Origin of the sequence: Ectobacillus ponti (genome assembly GCF_024294785.1) — a bacterium.
GTDB lineage: Bacteria > Bacillota > Bacilli > Bacillales > Bacillaceae_G > Ectobacillus > Ectobacillus ponti.
Genome location: NZ_JANCLT010000003.1, coordinates 383,734 through 399,004, shown reverse-complemented (window position 1 = coordinate 399,004; position 15,271 = coordinate 383,734). Strand labels below are relative to the sequence as shown.

The 15,271-nt window shown below is 51.1% G+C and carries 17 protein-coding genes, 1 pseudogene and 1 riboswitch; of the genes and pseudogenes, 3 read left to right on the top strand and 15 right to left on the bottom strand.

The features are described from left to right. Positions 1-21 precede the first annotated feature (21 nt). The 9 genes and pseudogenes from NK662_RS08285 to NK662_RS08245 form a co-directional block, all read right to left on the bottom strand. A complete protein-coding gene (locus NK662_RS08285) occupies positions 22-1,413 on the bottom strand; it encodes a ribonucleoside-diphosphate reductase subunit alpha (protein ID WP_279664065.1) in 1,392 nt (463 codons plus the stop codon). A 257-nt stretch (positions 1,414-1,670) separates the two neighbouring features. Further along, positions 1,671-2,435: pseudogene (locus NK662_RS08280) on the bottom strand (ribonucleotide reductase barrel domain-containing protein); the annotation flags it as partial. Further along, positions 2,410-2,781, bottom strand: a complete 372-nt coding sequence (gene nrdI, locus NK662_RS08275) for a class Ib ribonucleoside-diphosphate reductase assembly flavoprotein NrdI (RefSeq protein WP_254758443.1) — start codon at positions 2,779-2,781, stop codon at positions 2,410-2,412. The pseudogene NK662_RS08280 and the gene nrdI, both read right to left, overlap by 26 nt. Positions 2,782-3,447: 666 nt before the next feature. Further along, complete coding sequence (locus tag NK662_RS08270; protein WP_254758442.1) at positions 3,448-3,951, bottom strand: GNAT family N-acetyltransferase; 504 nt, start codon at positions 3,949-3,951, stop codon at positions 3,448-3,450. Positions 3,952-3,993: 42 nt separating this feature from the next. Beyond that, on the bottom strand, positions 3,994-4,836 hold the full coding sequence (locus tag NK662_RS08265) for an SPFH domain-containing protein (protein ID WP_254758441.1): 843 nt from the start codon (positions 4,834-4,836) through the stop codon (positions 3,994-3,996). A 340-nt stretch (positions 4,837-5,176) separates the two neighbouring features. Further along, the gene (locus tag NK662_RS08260) at positions 5,177-5,521 is read right to left on the bottom strand and encodes a YolD-like family protein (protein ID WP_254758440.1); all 345 of its coding nucleotides are present in this window, start codon (positions 5,519-5,521) and stop codon (positions 5,177-5,179) included. Between the two features lie 18 nt (positions 5,522-5,539). Further along, positions 5,540-5,734: a protein YkzS gene (gene ykzS / locus NK662_RS08255; RefSeq protein WP_254758439.1), complete on the bottom strand. Its 195-nt coding sequence runs from the start codon at positions 5,732-5,734 to the stop codon at positions 5,540-5,542. Between the two features lie 101 nt (positions 5,735-5,835). Then, on the bottom strand, positions 5,836-6,438 hold the full coding sequence (locus NK662_RS08250; protein WP_254758438.1) for a histidine phosphatase family protein: 603 nt from the start codon (positions 6,436-6,438) through the stop codon (positions 5,836-5,838). A 134-nt stretch (positions 6,439-6,572) separates the two neighbouring features. Continuing rightward, on the bottom strand, positions 6,573-6,803 hold the full coding sequence (locus tag NK662_RS08245; RefSeq protein WP_254758437.1) for a hypothetical protein: 231 nt from the start codon (positions 6,801-6,803) through the stop codon (positions 6,573-6,575). Between the two features lie 262 nt (positions 6,804-7,065). Between NK662_RS08245 and NK662_RS08240 the strand changes: the two genes are divergently transcribed. After that, positions 7,066-7,251 (top strand): YkvS family protein, encoded by a 186-nt coding sequence (locus NK662_RS08240; protein ID WP_254758436.1) that lies wholly within the window; start codon positions 7,066-7,068, stop codon positions 7,249-7,251. Positions 7,252-7,286: 35 nt separating this feature from the next. On the opposite strand, the gene queF is transcribed toward NK662_RS08240, so the two are convergent. The 4 genes from queF to queC are packed head-to-tail and all read right to left on the bottom strand — an operon-like array spanning position 7,287 to position 9,660. Beyond that, a complete protein-coding gene (gene queF, locus NK662_RS08235) occupies positions 7,287-7,784 on the bottom strand; it encodes a preQ(1) synthase (protein WP_254758435.1) in 498 nt (165 codons plus the stop codon). Positions 7,785-7,797: 13 nt separating this feature from the next. Beyond that, entirely contained in the window at positions 7,798-8,514 is a 717-nt protein-coding gene (queE, locus tag NK662_RS08230; protein ID WP_254758539.1) for a 7-carboxy-7-deazaguanine synthase QueE, read from the bottom strand. Continuing rightward, on the bottom strand, positions 8,507-8,998 hold the full coding sequence (gene queD / locus NK662_RS08225) for a 6-carboxytetrahydropterin synthase QueD (RefSeq protein WP_254758538.1): 492 nt from the start codon (positions 8,996-8,998) through the stop codon (positions 8,507-8,509). Before queD ends, queE begins: the two co-directional genes overlap by 8 nt. Further along, complete coding sequence (queC, locus tag NK662_RS08220) at positions 8,995-9,660, bottom strand: 7-cyano-7-deazaguanine synthase QueC (protein ID WP_438503603.1); 666 nt, start codon at positions 9,658-9,660, stop codon at positions 8,995-8,997. Before queC ends, queD begins: the two co-directional genes overlap by 4 nt. Before the next feature lie 106 nt (positions 9,661-9,766). Then, positions 9,767-9,810: riboswitch (PreQ1 riboswitch) on the bottom strand. Between the two features lie 224 nt (positions 9,811-10,034). On the opposite strand from queC, the gene NK662_RS08215 reads away from it, so the two are divergent. After that, complete coding sequence (locus tag NK662_RS08215; RefSeq protein ID WP_254758537.1) at positions 10,035-11,237, top strand: ATP-binding protein; 1,203 nt, start codon at positions 10,035-10,037, stop codon at positions 11,235-11,237. A 40-nt stretch (positions 11,238-11,277) separates the two neighbouring features. Here NK662_RS08215 and NK662_RS08210 read toward each other — a convergent pair whose 3' ends face one another. Further along, positions 11,278-11,403, bottom strand: coding sequence for a DUF6254 family protein (locus NK662_RS08210; protein ID WP_254758433.1), 126 nt, complete (start codon positions 11,401-11,403; stop codon positions 11,278-11,280). A gap of 200 nt (positions 11,404-11,603) precedes the next feature. Here NK662_RS08210 and NK662_RS08205 point away from each other — a divergent pair, with 200 nt between their 5' ends. Beyond that, complete coding sequence (locus tag NK662_RS08205; RefSeq protein ID WP_254758432.1) at positions 11,604-14,633, top strand: efflux RND transporter permease subunit; 3,030 nt, start codon at positions 11,604-11,606, stop codon at positions 14,631-14,633. 41 nt (positions 14,634-14,674) lie between these two features. Here the strand turns inward: NK662_RS08205 and NK662_RS08200 are convergent, their stop codons facing one another. Further along, complete coding sequence (locus NK662_RS08200; protein WP_254758431.1) at positions 14,675-15,202, bottom strand: DinB family protein; 528 nt, start codon at positions 15,200-15,202, stop codon at positions 14,675-14,677. Positions 15,203-15,271: the final 69 nt, after the last annotated feature.

Below are 15,271 nucleotides of genomic sequence, written 5' to 3'. Positions count from 1 at the left end.
TTCATCCGATCCGCTCCTTTCTCACACCGTACATGCGATGCATTCTTCCACGCTCAGCTTGCGCGTTCTCGTATAGTACAAGCTCTTCAGCCCTTTTTTGTGGGCATAGATGTAGTACCGGGCGAGCTCACGGGTGGAGATATCGCTGTTCACGTACAAAATCGTGGAAATGCCCTGATCAACGTGCTGTTGAATTTCCGCAATCAGGTCGATGATTTTGAACTGATTCATATCATAAGCCGTCTTATAGTACCAGAACGTTTCCTTCGATAGGAATGGCGCTGGATAGTAGGTTGTCGAATTCGCATACGTGCGGGATTCAATTTGGTTCACAATCGGCATCACGCTGCTTGTCGCGTTTTGCACGTAGGAGATGGACTGAGTCGGAGCAACTGCAAGTCTATATGAGTTGTAAAGGCCGTGCTGCTGCACTTGCTCCTTCAGGCGGCTCCAATCCTCCGGAGACGGCACATGCATGCCTGCAAACAGCCTCTGTACCTTCTCAGTGCGCGGGCGGAAATCCTGCATTTCGTACTTCTCAAAATACGTGCCCTTCGCGTACTCGGATTTTTCAAAGTCACGGAAGGTTTCTCCGCGCTCACGGGCAATCTCCATGCTCTTTTCAAGGGAGTGGTAGTTCATCATCATGAAGAACGTGCCGGCAAACTCTCTTGCCTCACTGCTTTCATAGGCAATTTTATTCTTTGCCAGGTAGCCGTGAAGCCCCATTGCGCCAAGACCGACAGAGTGCATTTCTTCGTTTGCCTTCTTGACAGACGGCGCGTTCGGAATGATTGTCATGTCGGATACGGCTGTCAGCGCCTCAATGCCGGCATGTACCGCTTCCCGAAGCTCTTGGTTCTCCATAACATTGACAATGTTCAGAGAGCCGAGGTTGCAGGAGATATCACGGCGGATTGTGTCCTCTTGGCCGTAATCGTTAATTTCAGATGTTTCCTGAACTTGGAAAATTTCCGTACAGAGGTTAGACATCTTAACACTGCCAATATCCTTCAAGGCATGCTGCTTGTTTGCATTTGATTTGAACATGAAATACGGATAGCCGGACTCCAACTGAATCATCGCAATCTTGATCAGCATGTCCCGCGCGCTCAGGTCCAGCTTTTTCTTCTTCACGTTCGGATTTTGCAGCAGTTCCTCGTACATGGCATCGATATCAATATCATCCAGATGGATGCCATACTCCTTGTACACTGTATAAGGGGCAAATACATACAACGGCTCATTCTTCTCCGCCAGCTCGAAGAATTTGCTTGGCGCAATCAAACCGATGGAAAGCGACTGAATGCGTGTCTTCTCGTCCGCATTAATTTTTTTGGACACCTCGTCTGCAGCTTTCACTGCAGGGTGGACTATATCATCTGCCAGAACGGCAGCCTTGCGCTTCGACAGGTGCTAATCTCCTGCCTACTCTACTTGCTTCCGTCGTACGACGGGCGTTCGATAGTCTCTACACCTTCTTGGCTATGCCAAGCTTGGCACGGTATTACCTGCTATCCATTGCTGGACCGTAGGCTCTCTTAGTCAGCTTCTTCGCGAGCAATTCTCCTTATTCAGCTGATACCGTTAGCCGCCCATGAGCGACACCGCTTTTGCCTGCGTTCACAAGGTTTTCTCATACGCGTTACTGCGCAGAGGGACTACAATTAATCCAGGAACTCCATAACATCCCAATGGAAAATATTCAAATAAGCAGCTCCTGCGCCTTTACGCTGGCCCAATTGGTTTGCGTATGAGAAAGAGTCCTCCAGCAGCTTCATGACCGGCATTACACCGCTTGCCGCATTGTCAATGCCCTTGATTTGCTCGCCGCGGGCACGCAGCTTGGACAAGTTCAAAGCCACACCGCCGCCGATCTTACTTAACTGCATCGCTGTATTAATATTGAAGCCAATGGAGTTCAGGCTGTCGTCCATCTCGAGCAGGAAGCAGCTCACCAGCTCGCCTCTGCGGCTCCGTCCGGCATTCAGGAACGTTGGCGTCGCCGGCTGGTAGTTCTGCTTGATCATCATCTCCGCATACTGCTTGGCCTTCTCCGCGTCTCCTCTGCCCAAATATAAAGCCACGATGGCCACCCGGTCTTCGTAGCTTTCCAAGTATTGCTTCAGGTCGTTCGTCTTCAGCGCATAGTCCTTATAAAACTTGGATGCCGCCATATAAGACTGGAATTGGAAGTTTGCTTCGTACACAAGCGTATATACTGCCTCCACCTCTGCAAGTGAATACTCGCCAAGCACGTCGTAGTAGTAGTCATGCTCCCGCATGTAGGCGATGCGCTCCTGCACGCTGTGAAAATGCAGCGTGTTCTCTCTCGCTTCCTTCATAAATTCCTGGAGTGCCTCTTGATCCTTCTCCAGCTGATAGAAGCCGTCTGTCATTTTCGTAATTTCATTGTTTAACTCGATATGCCGCAAGCTCCCGCACCCTTTCCTTAAAAATTTCCACGTCCTTATTCGTGCCCGCCAGCTCAAATTTAGATACAACCGGCACTTCATATTGATGGGAAATATGATCGGCGCTGGCGCCGAACATATCACCCCAGTTACGGTTGCCGCTTGCCGACACGCCCTGCAGACGCGAATGGTTGCGCTCCAAAAACTTCGTCACGCGCTCGGGGACATTCCCGAATCCTGTTGTGTATGTCACTAGGACGAATTCTTCGTCCAAGATGAGACCTTCTTCGACCTTCACCGCCGGCATGTTCAGCTTATGAATGAAGCGTTTGACATTTCCCGTCATAGAATCATAGGCAATCAACATCTCCGGTTCCCCCCTGCTAAAATATACCAAAAAATGTAAAATAATCTTCTATACCTACATATTGTATTACTTTTAGTGAGGATACACAATATATATACCTCAAATTATGTATGTCAAATCTCGACACAGAGAGGGAGGCTCAAAAAAAGAAATACAAAACATATCAAACTACATTCTAAATCGGGTGTCAATACAGTCTATTTGCGGAATCTTGTCAATGAAAATGGGAGGGCTGCCGAAAAGTCAGACATGCGATGACAGGAAAATGGAGGAGGCGAAATCTGCAGACAATAAAAAAAGCCCTGGCAATGAGGGCACATGAGTTTTTATAGAGTTGTTTGCCAACAAGCTGGTTCCTCTGCTTTGCGGCAGCGTTGCATACCAAAGAATACGACACACCTTCTCCTCCTTCTGCTTATTTCCGCAAAGCCCGTTTGGTATGTATCCGCATTCTACACAGAAAAGCTTTCCTTGTAAACCTACCGCCATTTGGATACGATAGCATTCCGCCCAACTTTGTCATACTTTTTACGCTCCTGTAAAATAGGGCAGCTTTCTTCATCCGGCCCATGTTACAAGTCCTTGACACAAGCCTGCGGCTATTACAAATCGACAAAAAAGATGACAAATCGCTAACAGTTTCACAACAGTTGAAGAAACAGCCTCTTACTGCCTTTCCTTCGCCCAGTAGATCGTGCCGCCCTGCTCACGGACGCGCCGCAGCCCGATTTTCTCCAGCACCCGGGCTGAAGCGAGGTTTGCCGCCAGACAATCAGCTGTAACCCGTTCCACCCCGGGCTGCCGGAGCGCCCACTCGACGAATGCCCGGCCCATTTCCGTCGCATACCCATGGCCCCGGTAAGCCGGCGCAATGCTGTAGCCAAGGCTCACTGTCCCTGTTTCATTCGGTCCGGCCTTAAGGCCCATGTTTCCAAGTAAGATCTGCCGGCGGCGATGAATCACCCAGCCGCCCCAACGGCCGGCAAGCGGGTTTTCTGACAGCTCTGCCGCCTTCAAGGGAAGGACACTCTGATACAAATCAGAAGGCCATCCCGGCGCAATCCGGCAGGCCAGCCGCCGCTCCAGTTCACGCACGTCCCTCATAGCTGTCTGCACCAGCTCCGGCGTGAGCGGGATCATATACAGACGCGTTGTGTGCAAATACGGCATCGGATTCCCCCTTGCGTAAAAAAAGAACCCCGCATGAGGTCCTCATCTTACTGTACCGGCGTTCATCACAGGCTGCGTTCCCTTCTCTGATACAATCGCGACCATGAGGTTGCTGACCATTTGCGCCTTCATGTCCTCGCTGAGCTGGACAACCCGCTTCTGCTCCAGCTGCTCCAGCGCTGCCTCCACCATGCCGACAGCACCCTCCACAATCTTCTGGCGGGCCGCCACCACGGCGTTGGCCTGCTGGCGCTGCAGCATCGCGCTGGCGATTTCCGGTGCATACGCCAGGTGCGTCAGCCGCGCTTCCATCACATGCACACCGGACACGCTGAGGCGCTCTTCCAGTTCGCGCGCCAGCTCCCCGGCAATTTCTTCGGCATTGCCGCGCAGCGACCACTGCTGTTCACTGTCTGTATCATACGGATATTTCGTTGCCACGTGACGAAGAGCCGTTTCGCTTTGAATGCGGACAAACTCGGTATAGTGTTCCACATCAAACAGCGCCTTAGCCGTATCAGTCACCTTAAATACAACGACCGCCGCAATCTCAATCGGGTTGCCGTCCACATCATTCACCTTTAGTGTGTCGCTGTTAAAGTTCCGCACGCGCAAAGACACACGCTTGCGCAAGGACGGTACTGTAATGAAGAAGCCATCGTCCCGAATCGTTCCCAAATAGCGCCCGAAAAAAATGACGGCCACGGAATCGTTGGGCTGCACCACAGTCATGCCGCTCAGCACAATCAACGCCAAAATGCCTGCCAGAATGGCATACAGCGGATTATACTGCACAATCGCAAAATAAAGGGCCCCTGCAACAACCAGCAACAGCAAAAGCAGGCCCAGAAAGCCGTTCATCCGCCACGCTGCTTTTTCTTTCATCCCTCTCACTCCCTTATCTTCAGGAATAGGAAAAATCCCCCACATCCATTGTATACCGGCTGCAGGCCGTCTACAATGCTTTTTGCTGACAAACCTGCGGCGGCTTTCGTACAATATAAGGAAGCAAGCGAAAATGGAGCGTGTATGTGTGAAACAGGACATTTGCTGGTGCTATGAAAAGTTTAAAGAAAGTCTTCCTCCCGGCACAAAAACAGTATGCTTTAAGGAAAAATGCGCAAACTACCGGAAGCATACCGAAGCGGCGCCAAAAAACAAGCCAGCGGGAGCCGATTGAGGCTCCCCTTCGCCCTGTCTGCAGCTTATCAGAAAAAGGCGGCTCTTATTTTGAGCCGCCCTCTTCCTGTTGATCCCCAATGTGAAGCACGTCGCTCATCCGGAAGCGGTGGACATTCCCCGCTGCATCCTGCAGCGTCACCATGCTTTTCTCCTCGCTTACATGAGCCACGCGCCCGTCCAAGTCCAAAAATGAATCTCCCTGCAAAATTGTGACAGACACGTACGCCTTGCTTTTGTATGCATCGGCAATGCGCTTTTTCATCTCCCACAGGTAGCGCCCTTCCTTCTTGCGCTCCCATGGCAGCAGCACCATGCCGGCATACCGCTTGCCGTCAGCGCCCTGCCACATATAATCCCAGCTCGTCAACCGCTGCGGTGTCGGCTTCATTCCTTTGCCTCCCAATCCCTATGACCTGGCTGTCTCTATATATGTGTATACGACCCGGCCGCCATGATAAGCAGTGCCGCGGAAATGCTTGAAATCCGGCCGCTTGACCAGCGCTTCACGAAAGGCATAGAAGGACTCCTTCGTAACCGTATACTCGTGCAATTCTCTGTTTTTCAGCTTATCCAATATTTCATTTGCCAGTGTATAATCCATGACCTCACCTCTGCAAGACTCAATTGTACCCTGCTTTGGGAAAAGCGACAAGCAGGAAACATAAGAAAGGCACAAGATTCCTGCTGGAAATTGTGCCTTTCTTATGGGAAGGTAAGCGGAACATGCTGCTTCAGATCCGTTCCTGCCAACACCTTGTTATAACGATATACTGCACAATTCCAATACCCTCTCTCGGGGAGCAGCGGCCCAAGCCAGCCTCTTTGCTGCAGCTCCTTTGCAACCATCACATTGAAATAGCTATGGCCGACCAGCGCCACCTTTTGATAAAAGGCAGCATACCCGATCAATACATCAGCAGCCTGTCTGGCCCGGATCCGGGCCTGCTCATACGGCTCTTCGCTGCGGCCAAGGCCGGCGAGCCAGCAGGCGCGCCCGACCCGCACCCAGGATTCCGGCTTCATGCTTACCCAACGAGGCAATGGCGGCGTCTGCAGCAGGGCTGCCTCCCGAAATAACGAGCTTTGCAAAAACGATAAGGAGTTGGTCAACGATGCTGTTGATTGCACTGCGCACTTCGCATTGCTTGAAGCAATAAATCTGGCGCCTTCCACCATTCTCCGCGTCCGTTCCGGTACAGGCTCTGCCAAATCCGCATCCGCCTCTCCGTAAGCACGCAGCCAATCCGGAAATTGCTTCACACGAATCCGATCCGACGGCATGATCGGAGGACCATGTCTGATCAACGAGATTTGCATCCCTCTCACTCTCCGTTTTTTCCAGACTCTGGTATTATCCTTTGTCATATCTGCTTATATCATACCACACACAGCAGACAGAAACAGCAAAGAAGGGGCAGCCGCAGCCCCCCCCCTTTCCTTCAATCGCCTCCACCGTCTCCGCTGTCGCCAGAGCCGGAGTCTGCAGCATCGCTTCCGTCATTTCCGTCATTTCCGTCATTTCCGTCATTTCCGTCATTTCCGTCATTTCCGTCATTTCCATCATACCAATCGTTTGAGCTGTAGGAGCTCTTGTCTTTCTTCTTGCCGAATGCAATTACGACAAACACAATTACAATGAACAAAGCAACGACCCAGAATAAGTCTCCCACTCAGCCAACCCCTCTTCTCATAATTTTCCATACCATTATATTCTGCTGACACCATCTTTATTTCTTTAAATTTGACTGTATCCTCCGTGACCCCTTATAATTTTGTATTATTTTTCTATAAAAATAGATTTTTTATAAAAAAATGTAATGAAAACATTTACAAACAAGACAACTTCCTGCAAAATAAAGAAAAGTAGGAAAAGTCATTTTGTCAATCCTCTCTTTTTCTACTAAACTTTTGACTCGTGAGGAGAGAACAGACATGAAGATCGCAGAAGCCGGTGACATCATTCAATTCAAAGAGGGTCTGCAAGGACGGGTGCAAAAGGTAAACAAGAACTCCGTCATCGTGGACGTGACTATTATGAAGAATTTTCGGGAACTGGATGTAGAGCCGCTTACCGTTGTCAATCACAAAAACTATACGATTATTGCACAGCACGCATAAAAGAAAAGGATCCTGTCACAGGATCCTTTTTTCAGTTACCGGTTATCGATTTTTTCCGGATACAAGTCATGGTTCATCAGACGATAATCCGCCATCTGCTCGTACCTTGTTCCCGGGCGCCCCCAGTTGCAGTATGGGTCAATGGAGATGCCGCCGCGCGGCGTGAACTTGCCCCACACTTCAATGTAGCGCGGATTCATCAGCTTAATGAGATCATTCATGATGATATTCATGCAGTCCTCATGGAAGTCGCCATGATTGCGGAAGCTGAACAAATACAGCTTCAAGGACTTGCTCTCCACCATCTTAATGTCAGGAATGTAGCTGATATAAATCGTGGCGAAATCCGGCTGTCCGGTCTTCGGGCAAAGGCTTGTAAATTCCGGGCAGTTAAACTTTACGAAATAGTCACGGTTCGGGTGATTGTTATCGAATGTCTCCAGAATCTCCGGAGAGTATGCAAACAAATATTTTGTGTTTTGATTTCCCAGCAGCGTGACATCCTGCAATTCTTCATCTTTACGTCCTGTCATGTTTGTCTCCTCCTCACACACCGCGTTTGTTGCCCCACACAAGCGCATGCAGCTGCGGCAGCACACGTGCATCGTTCATCGTACGGCTTTCCATTGCTTTGTCAATCAGCCACTCATACTTGCCGAGCAAACGGCTGATGAGCGCCGCATCGTCTGCCGTTTTCACATCATCATTGCCCACCTGCAGGAAGAATGGCACCTGCGGATAACGCAGATGCACAGTTTCCGCATAGGCAAAGTCCGCATCATCAAATACGACAACCTTCAGGCTGACATGCTGATCTTGCAATCTATCAATGATACTGTCAAGCATCGTAAAATCTGTCTGCATGCCGGAGCTTGGCGGCTTCGGGGAAATGGTGATATCGTCAATCTCAGGCAGCCAGTCCTGCCATTTGCTCCCCTGCGTCTCCAGCGCCGTGCGGATGCCGTTCTCCTTCAACAGACGAATGAGCTCCCCAAGCGAAGCCAGGAGCGCCGGATTGCCGCCGGAAATGGTCACATGCGAGAAGCGGTCGCCGCCGATGCGGCGCAGCTCTTCCCATATATCCGCGGCACTCATCTGCCGGATTTGGTCCTTGCCCGAGCCGTCCCATGTAAAGGCCGAATCGCACCAGGCGCATTTGTAATCGCAGCCGGCCGTCCGGACAAACATCGTTTTCTGCCCCACGACCATCCCCTCGCCCTGTACAGTCGGACCGAAGATTTCAAGAACGGGAATCTTACTCACCATACATCCACTCCCGTCTCATCTCGGCATAGCTCGTCGGTGTCTCAAACAGGCGGACAAATTCCACGCGTGCGCCTTTGTATTGCTGCTGGCGCTCTTCTGTCCCAAGCGCCGCTTCCATTTTTTCAAAAATCCACGCCACCATATTTTCCGCTGTCGTATTCATCAGCGGCAGCGTTTCATTCAAATAGCGGTGGTCGAGATACACTTCAATCTCCTGCTTCCAAATCTCCTTGATATCGCCAAAATCAATCGCCAGACCGACTTCATCCACATAGCCGCTGATGCCGAACACAACCTTATACGTATGGCCGTGCAGGTTCTTGCATTTCCCTTCATAGCAATGCAGATGATGCGCCGCGTCAAAGGTGAACTCCTTGCTCACCATCACGCGCTTGTTGTGGTATTTCAACTGATCCCGTTTAATGTCCCGGTCGATCTTTTGCAGGTTCTCTACGATGCGAAAGCCAAAGAAGTCCATCAGTTCTCCGCTCCTTCACGCTCGGCCAAATACTTGTCCAGGCCGGCCTTGCGCAGCTTGCATGCCGGACATTCGCCGCAGCCGTCGCCCATGACGCCGTTATAGCAGGTGAGTGTCTTCTCGCGCACAAATTCGAAGGCGCCGAGGTCATCCGCCAGCTTCCACGTTTCCGCCTTGTCAATCCACATCAGCGGTGTATGAATGACAAACTCATGATCCATCGCCAGATTAATCGTTACATTTAAAGACTTTACAAACACATCGCGGCAATCCGGATAGCCGCTGAAATCTGTTTCACACACGCCTGTCACAATGTGGCGCGCGCCGACCTGCTTTGCCATAACTGCCGCAAAGGACAGAAACAGCAAATTGCGGCCGTCCACAAACGTCGAAGGAAGCCCGCCTTCCTCATGCGTAATCTCTATATCATTTCTTGTCAAAGCGTTTGGCGTCAGCTGCCCAAGCAAACTCATATCCAGCACGGTGTGCTTTACACCGAGTTCCTTGGCAATGGCGGCCGCACACTCAATCTCCAATTCATGGCGCTGCCCATAATGGAACGTCACCGTCTCTACCTCTTGAAATTGCTGCAGCGCCCAAAACAGGCAGGTTGTACTGTCCTGCCCGCCGCTGAACACCACAACGGCTTTTTCCTGCTTTAACATCTCATACATCTCCCTTCTTATATATGGAAGAAAGAGCATTCTTGAACTATCGACAAGGGCTTCCTTGTCTCCTAAAAAACAATAACAATACCCCATAGATATTGTTATAACCTTAGTTTTTTATAGAGGGAGTTCGCGAACCTCTCCCATGCCGGCAGCATGGACTTTCTTCTAAAAATCGCTATAAAATCGTACCACATTTCCATCGAAAAGAAAACTACTGAAAAAGGTTTTCAAAATTGTCAATATTTATTTAAAATTGCGTCTTTGCGTTGTATGATGGGATTATACGTAACAGCCTGTACCAAGGAGGAATTGCTTTGGGACCGTACATCATGTATCTGCTGCTCAATATTATGATTCTGCTTATATCCGTGCTTGTCTTTCATTTGTTCTGGGTTCATAAGGGACGGCAGCATCCGCGCTTAAGCGCAGCTTTCTTTCTTGCGCTCGCTTCTCTCTCGATTGTTGTCTGCATTACCTTCGCCGTTCAGACTTACCCCGGCTACCGGTTTGACCTGCGGCATATCTCTCTTATCTTCAGCACGCTGATAGGCGGTCCCGCAGCAGGAGGCGCTGTATGGGCTTTAATGAACTTGTACCGCTTCTTGGTTGGCGGCGACGGGGCACTGCCTGCCTTGTTCGCTTCTTCTGTTTCCTATCTTGCGCTTCTTTTCATGTACAAGCCCTTCATCCAGGGACAGTTCCGGCGAAAGCTGCTGCTCTGCGCCATTGCAAGCGCTTTATTTCCGATTGGCTGGGCACCGTTTTTCTTATGGAATGTCCCGGACCCGCAGGATTACTTTTGGCATGTTTCCTTTTATCAGTTCTGCAGCACGGCCGGCACACTGCTCATTTTGTATCTCATTGAGATTTTGCGCTCGCAGGTCCGCCTGCAGGAGGAGTTTGTGAACATGGAAAAATTCCATCTTATCGGGGAAATGGCCGCCTCCATCTCCCATGAAGTCCGAAATCCTCTCACCTCCACCCGGGGCTTTCTGCAGCTGCTGCAGACAGGCCAGCACTCACCGGAGGAGCGCAGCCTATATCTCGATATCGCCATCAACGGAATTGACCAGGCCAATCATGTACTGACTGATTATTTGACATTTGCCAAGCCGAGCATTGACAAGACACAGCGGCTGGACGTTCAAGCCGAGCTGTTCAGTGTTCTGTCCCTCATCACACCGCTCGCCCATTTCTCCAACATCGTGGTGCAGTATGAGCCCCCGGGGCAGCCTTTGTACGTGCTCGGAGAAAAGCAGAAATTCAATCAGTGCATCCTGAACATTTTAAAAAACTGTATTGAGGCGATGCCGTCCGGCGGCACACTTACCATCTCGGCATCGGAGCAGGATGACTCGGTCCAGCTTCTCATTGAGGACACCGGGACCGGCATGAGCAAGGAGCAGCTTCAGCGTCTCGGCTCGCCGTTCTACTCCACAAAGGAGAAAGGAACCGGCCTCGGCATGATGGTGGTGTTCAGCATCGTGAAGGCCATGAGCGGCAACGTGAAAATTACAAGCCAGCAGGGGGACGGATCCTGCTTTCGTCTGTCCTTCCCGAGAGTACACTAAAAAACGCAGTGGGCCTGCCACCGCGTTTTTTCTTATTTCTTCAGCTTCTCTTATGGTCGTCTGTACCCTCTGCCAGCTCCGCAAACGTCTTAACCTTGCCATGCGGCTGCTGGTTCTCCTTGCGCGCCCGCCAGAGGCGTTCCTTTTCCTTCTTCTGGTGAGACATTTCCTTCAGCTCCTTCCCGTATACTCATTCTTAGAATGACCACCCGGCCGAAGAATATGCCATCATACAACATTCACAAAAACTTATACAAAACTTACAAAAAACTGAAACAAAACAAGTGCAGCTTCTATATAAATGCTTTACAATGCTTATATATGGAACGAAATCAAAATCTATTATAGAAAGGAAGGGAATGGCATATGAACTTTCTGACCCGCTTCAGCCTTAAAAATGCTGTCGCCGTGTTCATCATTTCATTTTTGCTCATTCTTGGCGGCCTCTACTCGTTCAGCGGCCTGAAGGTCGATTTGCTGCCAAATATTGAGTTCCCGCAGGTATCAGTGGAAGTGATTTATCCGGGAGCTTCGCCGGATGATGTGAACCAGCAGGTCACAACGAAGCTGGAAAACGAACTGAAAGGAATTGAAGGCTTAAAGTCGCTGAAGAGCTCTTCCTACGAGAGCATCGGCATTATCAACCTGGAGTTCCCGTTTGATACAGACATGGATAAGGTGGAGCAGCAAATCAATGCCTCCATCAAAGATGCAAAGCTGCCGGAGACGGCCCAGGCCAAGGTGAACCGCTTCTCCTTCGGCTCCTTTCCAATCTACAACATCTCCTTATTCGCAAAAGGAGATGCGGATTTGGAAAAGCTGCTGAATGACGAGATTGTTCCGGAGCTGAACAAAATTCAGGGCATCAACAGCGTCTCTGTCGGCGGCATGAAGGAAAATCTTGTCCAAATTACCGTGGACCGGGAAAAAGCATTGCGCTACGGACTGACTCTCAGCGCCCTGAAGGAGCAAATCAACGCCAAGTTCCTCTCCTTCCCGGCCGGCCGTGTCAACACCGCTGATCTGCAGGTGCCGGTGCGCGTGGAGGAAAAGCTGGATACCATCAGCAAGCTGGAAAATCTGCAGCTGAAGCCACCTCTTGCGGCCCAGGCAGGACCGCAGGCCGCTCCTGTGCTCTTAAAGGATATTGCCAAGATTGAGGCTGTATCCGAGCAAGCGGAAAAGACGCGCTACAATGAAAAGGATGCGCTCTCCATGGCTGTCACGAAGAAGCAGGATGCCAATACTGTCGAGGTGGCGGACCAGGTAATCAAAGTATTGGACCGCTACAAGGACAAAGTGGATTATGCCATCGGCTATGATTCCGCAGACGGCATCAAGAAATCGGTCGAGACGCTGGTGAAGGAAGGCTTGCTGGGCGCACTGTTCGCCTCCCTGGCCGTGCTGCTGTTCCTGCGCAACATCCGCGCCACCATCATTGCGATTGTCTCCATTCCGCTGTCCCTGTTATTCGCGGTCATTTTCTTAAAGCGGCTGGACATTTCGCTGAACATTATGACGCTCGGCGGCATGGCTGTCGCGGTCGGCCGCGTGGTGGATGACAGCATCGTCGTCATTGAAAATATTTTCCGCCGTGTGCGCAAATCCAAGGAAGGCATGTCCAATGAGCTGGTACTGGATTCCACACGGGAAATTTTAAAGGCCATTGTATCTTCCACACTGACAACCGTTGTCGTATTCCTGCCGCTTGGCTTTGTCGGCGGCATCACCGGCGAGTTCTTCCTGCCGTTTGCATTAACGATTGTGTTCTCGCTGCTGGCTTCCCTCCTGGTCGCTGTCACAGTCGTTCCGATTTTGGCCCGCTTTTCCTTTAAGAAGGTGCCAAAGGAAGAGAAGGAGGACGGTCTGCAGCGCGCCTATGCCAAGTCCATCGTTTGGGCCTTAAACCATAAGCTTATTGTCATTCTCGCTTCACTTCTGCTGCTGGGCGGCTCCTTTGCGGTCGTGCCGAAGCTCGGCTTTACATTTATTCCAAATGAAGCGCAAAAAACGCTCATTGCTTCTATTGAACTGCCGGCTTCTACATCTTTGGAGAAAACGAATGATGTGTCGTTGAAAATGGAGAAGATGTTCCGCGGCTATGACAGCATTAAGGAGGTCACCGCAGGAGTCGGCAGCCGTGACTTCACAACCGGCCTGAAGCGGGAAAACAAAGCAAGCTACTTCATTACGCTGAAGGAAGGCGAGGATGTGCCAAAGCTCATAACAGAGCTTGAGAAGAAGATGCAGGAGATTGCCGATGCCGAAGCAAAGGGCACGAAGCTCGGCGTGCAGGAGCTTTCCTCCGGCGGACCGCCTTCCAATAATAACGTTGACATCGACCTGTATTCCACAAACCTGGATGCGCTTCAAACAGCCGCCAAGCAAGTGGAAGAATACATGGGCAAAAATAAAGATCTAAAATATGTGACAAACAACTTCTCAGAGAAGCAGAAGCAATACTTGGTGCAGATTGATCCTGAAAAGTCCGCCCAGTACGGGCTGTCCGGCTTCCAGATTCTTGGAACCATTTCCGACCAGACAACACCGGTACAGGTAGGCACCCTGAAGCTGGACCAGAAGGACCAAAGTGTACAGCTGTCCTACAGCCAGTCTCTCGCTTCCTTGGATGAACTGAAGAATGTGACCCTGTTCAGCCAGCGCGGCCCTGTCAAGCTGGGCGAAGTCGCTGAGGTGAAGGAAATTGACAGCTTCACCGCCATCCAGAAGCTCGACGGCAAAATATACGCCCGCGTATCCGCCCAAATTGAGGGCAACAACACACAAGCTGTTACCCAGCAGGTAAGCAGTGATGTGAAAAAGCTGGATTTACCGAAGGATGTCTCACTGACAGCCGGCGGCGGAAGCGATGATACCGTGAAAACATTCCAGGATCTCGGGCTGGCCATGATTATCGCCATCGGCCTTGTCTATCTGGCCATGCTCATCACCTTCGGAAAGGCGCGCATTCCGTTCATTATCCTGTCTTCCCTGATCTTTGTGCCCATCGGGGCGCTTGTGTCGCTCTTCATCGCAAAGGAACCGCTGTCTGTCAGCGTGATGATCGGCTTCCTCATGCTGATCGGGATTGTCACAACAAATGCGATTGTGCTGGTGGACCGCATTGGCCAGAACCGTGAGCAAAAAGGCATGAAAATTCGCGACGCACTCGTGGAAGCAGGCAAAACGCGGCTGCGCCCCATCCTGATGACGGCATTCGCGACCATTACCGCCCTCATTCCGCTCGCGCTGACCACCTCGTCCGGCACCTTGATCTCCAAGGGACTGGCGATTACAGTTATCGGCGGTTTGACGTCATCCACACTGCTGACGCTCATTATCATTCCGATCATGTATGAGCTGTTCTTCCGACGTCAAATGAAACGCGAGAAATAAGTAAAAGCCGGCTCCGGAGCTTCTCCGGGACCGGCTTTTTTCTATGAATGCAAGGCACGCTTCGCTTCTTGAATCTGGGCAATATGCCGCTGCTCGTGGTGATTCAGAAACTCCAGCCATTGCTGCAGGCTCAGCTTGCCAAATATCGGATGCCGGGAGGATTTCTCCAAGACCTCCATTTCATCGGTAACCTGCTGCAGCACCTTCAGCAGCTCCCCGCGGGAATGCGCCAGCATCTGGCGGATTTGTTCTTCCTTCAAAATGGTCTCCGTTGGCCGTACCTGCTCCGGCGCCTCCACCTTGTAGGTGCGGTCCAGCGTCCGCTCCACCGGCTTGGCATACAGCTGCTCCCTCTCACTGTGCCGCAGCGCATCGTCCACGGATGCAGCAACCGCTTGCTCAATCAAATGCAAATGATGCAGGTTTTGCATAATACTCCACTTTTCCCGCTTCGGCTTTGAATTCAGCTGCACATCCGAAAGCCCCTGCACCTCCTGCAGCAGCTTCTCCCTCGTATGCTCCAAGGACTGCAGCACTGCCGCCAGCCCCGCTGTTGTTCGCTCTGTCATCCCTGCTCCCCTCCCCTATACTCAAAAAGGGCGCCTCCTTTACAAGGGGCACCCCGGTCATGGCCGCCG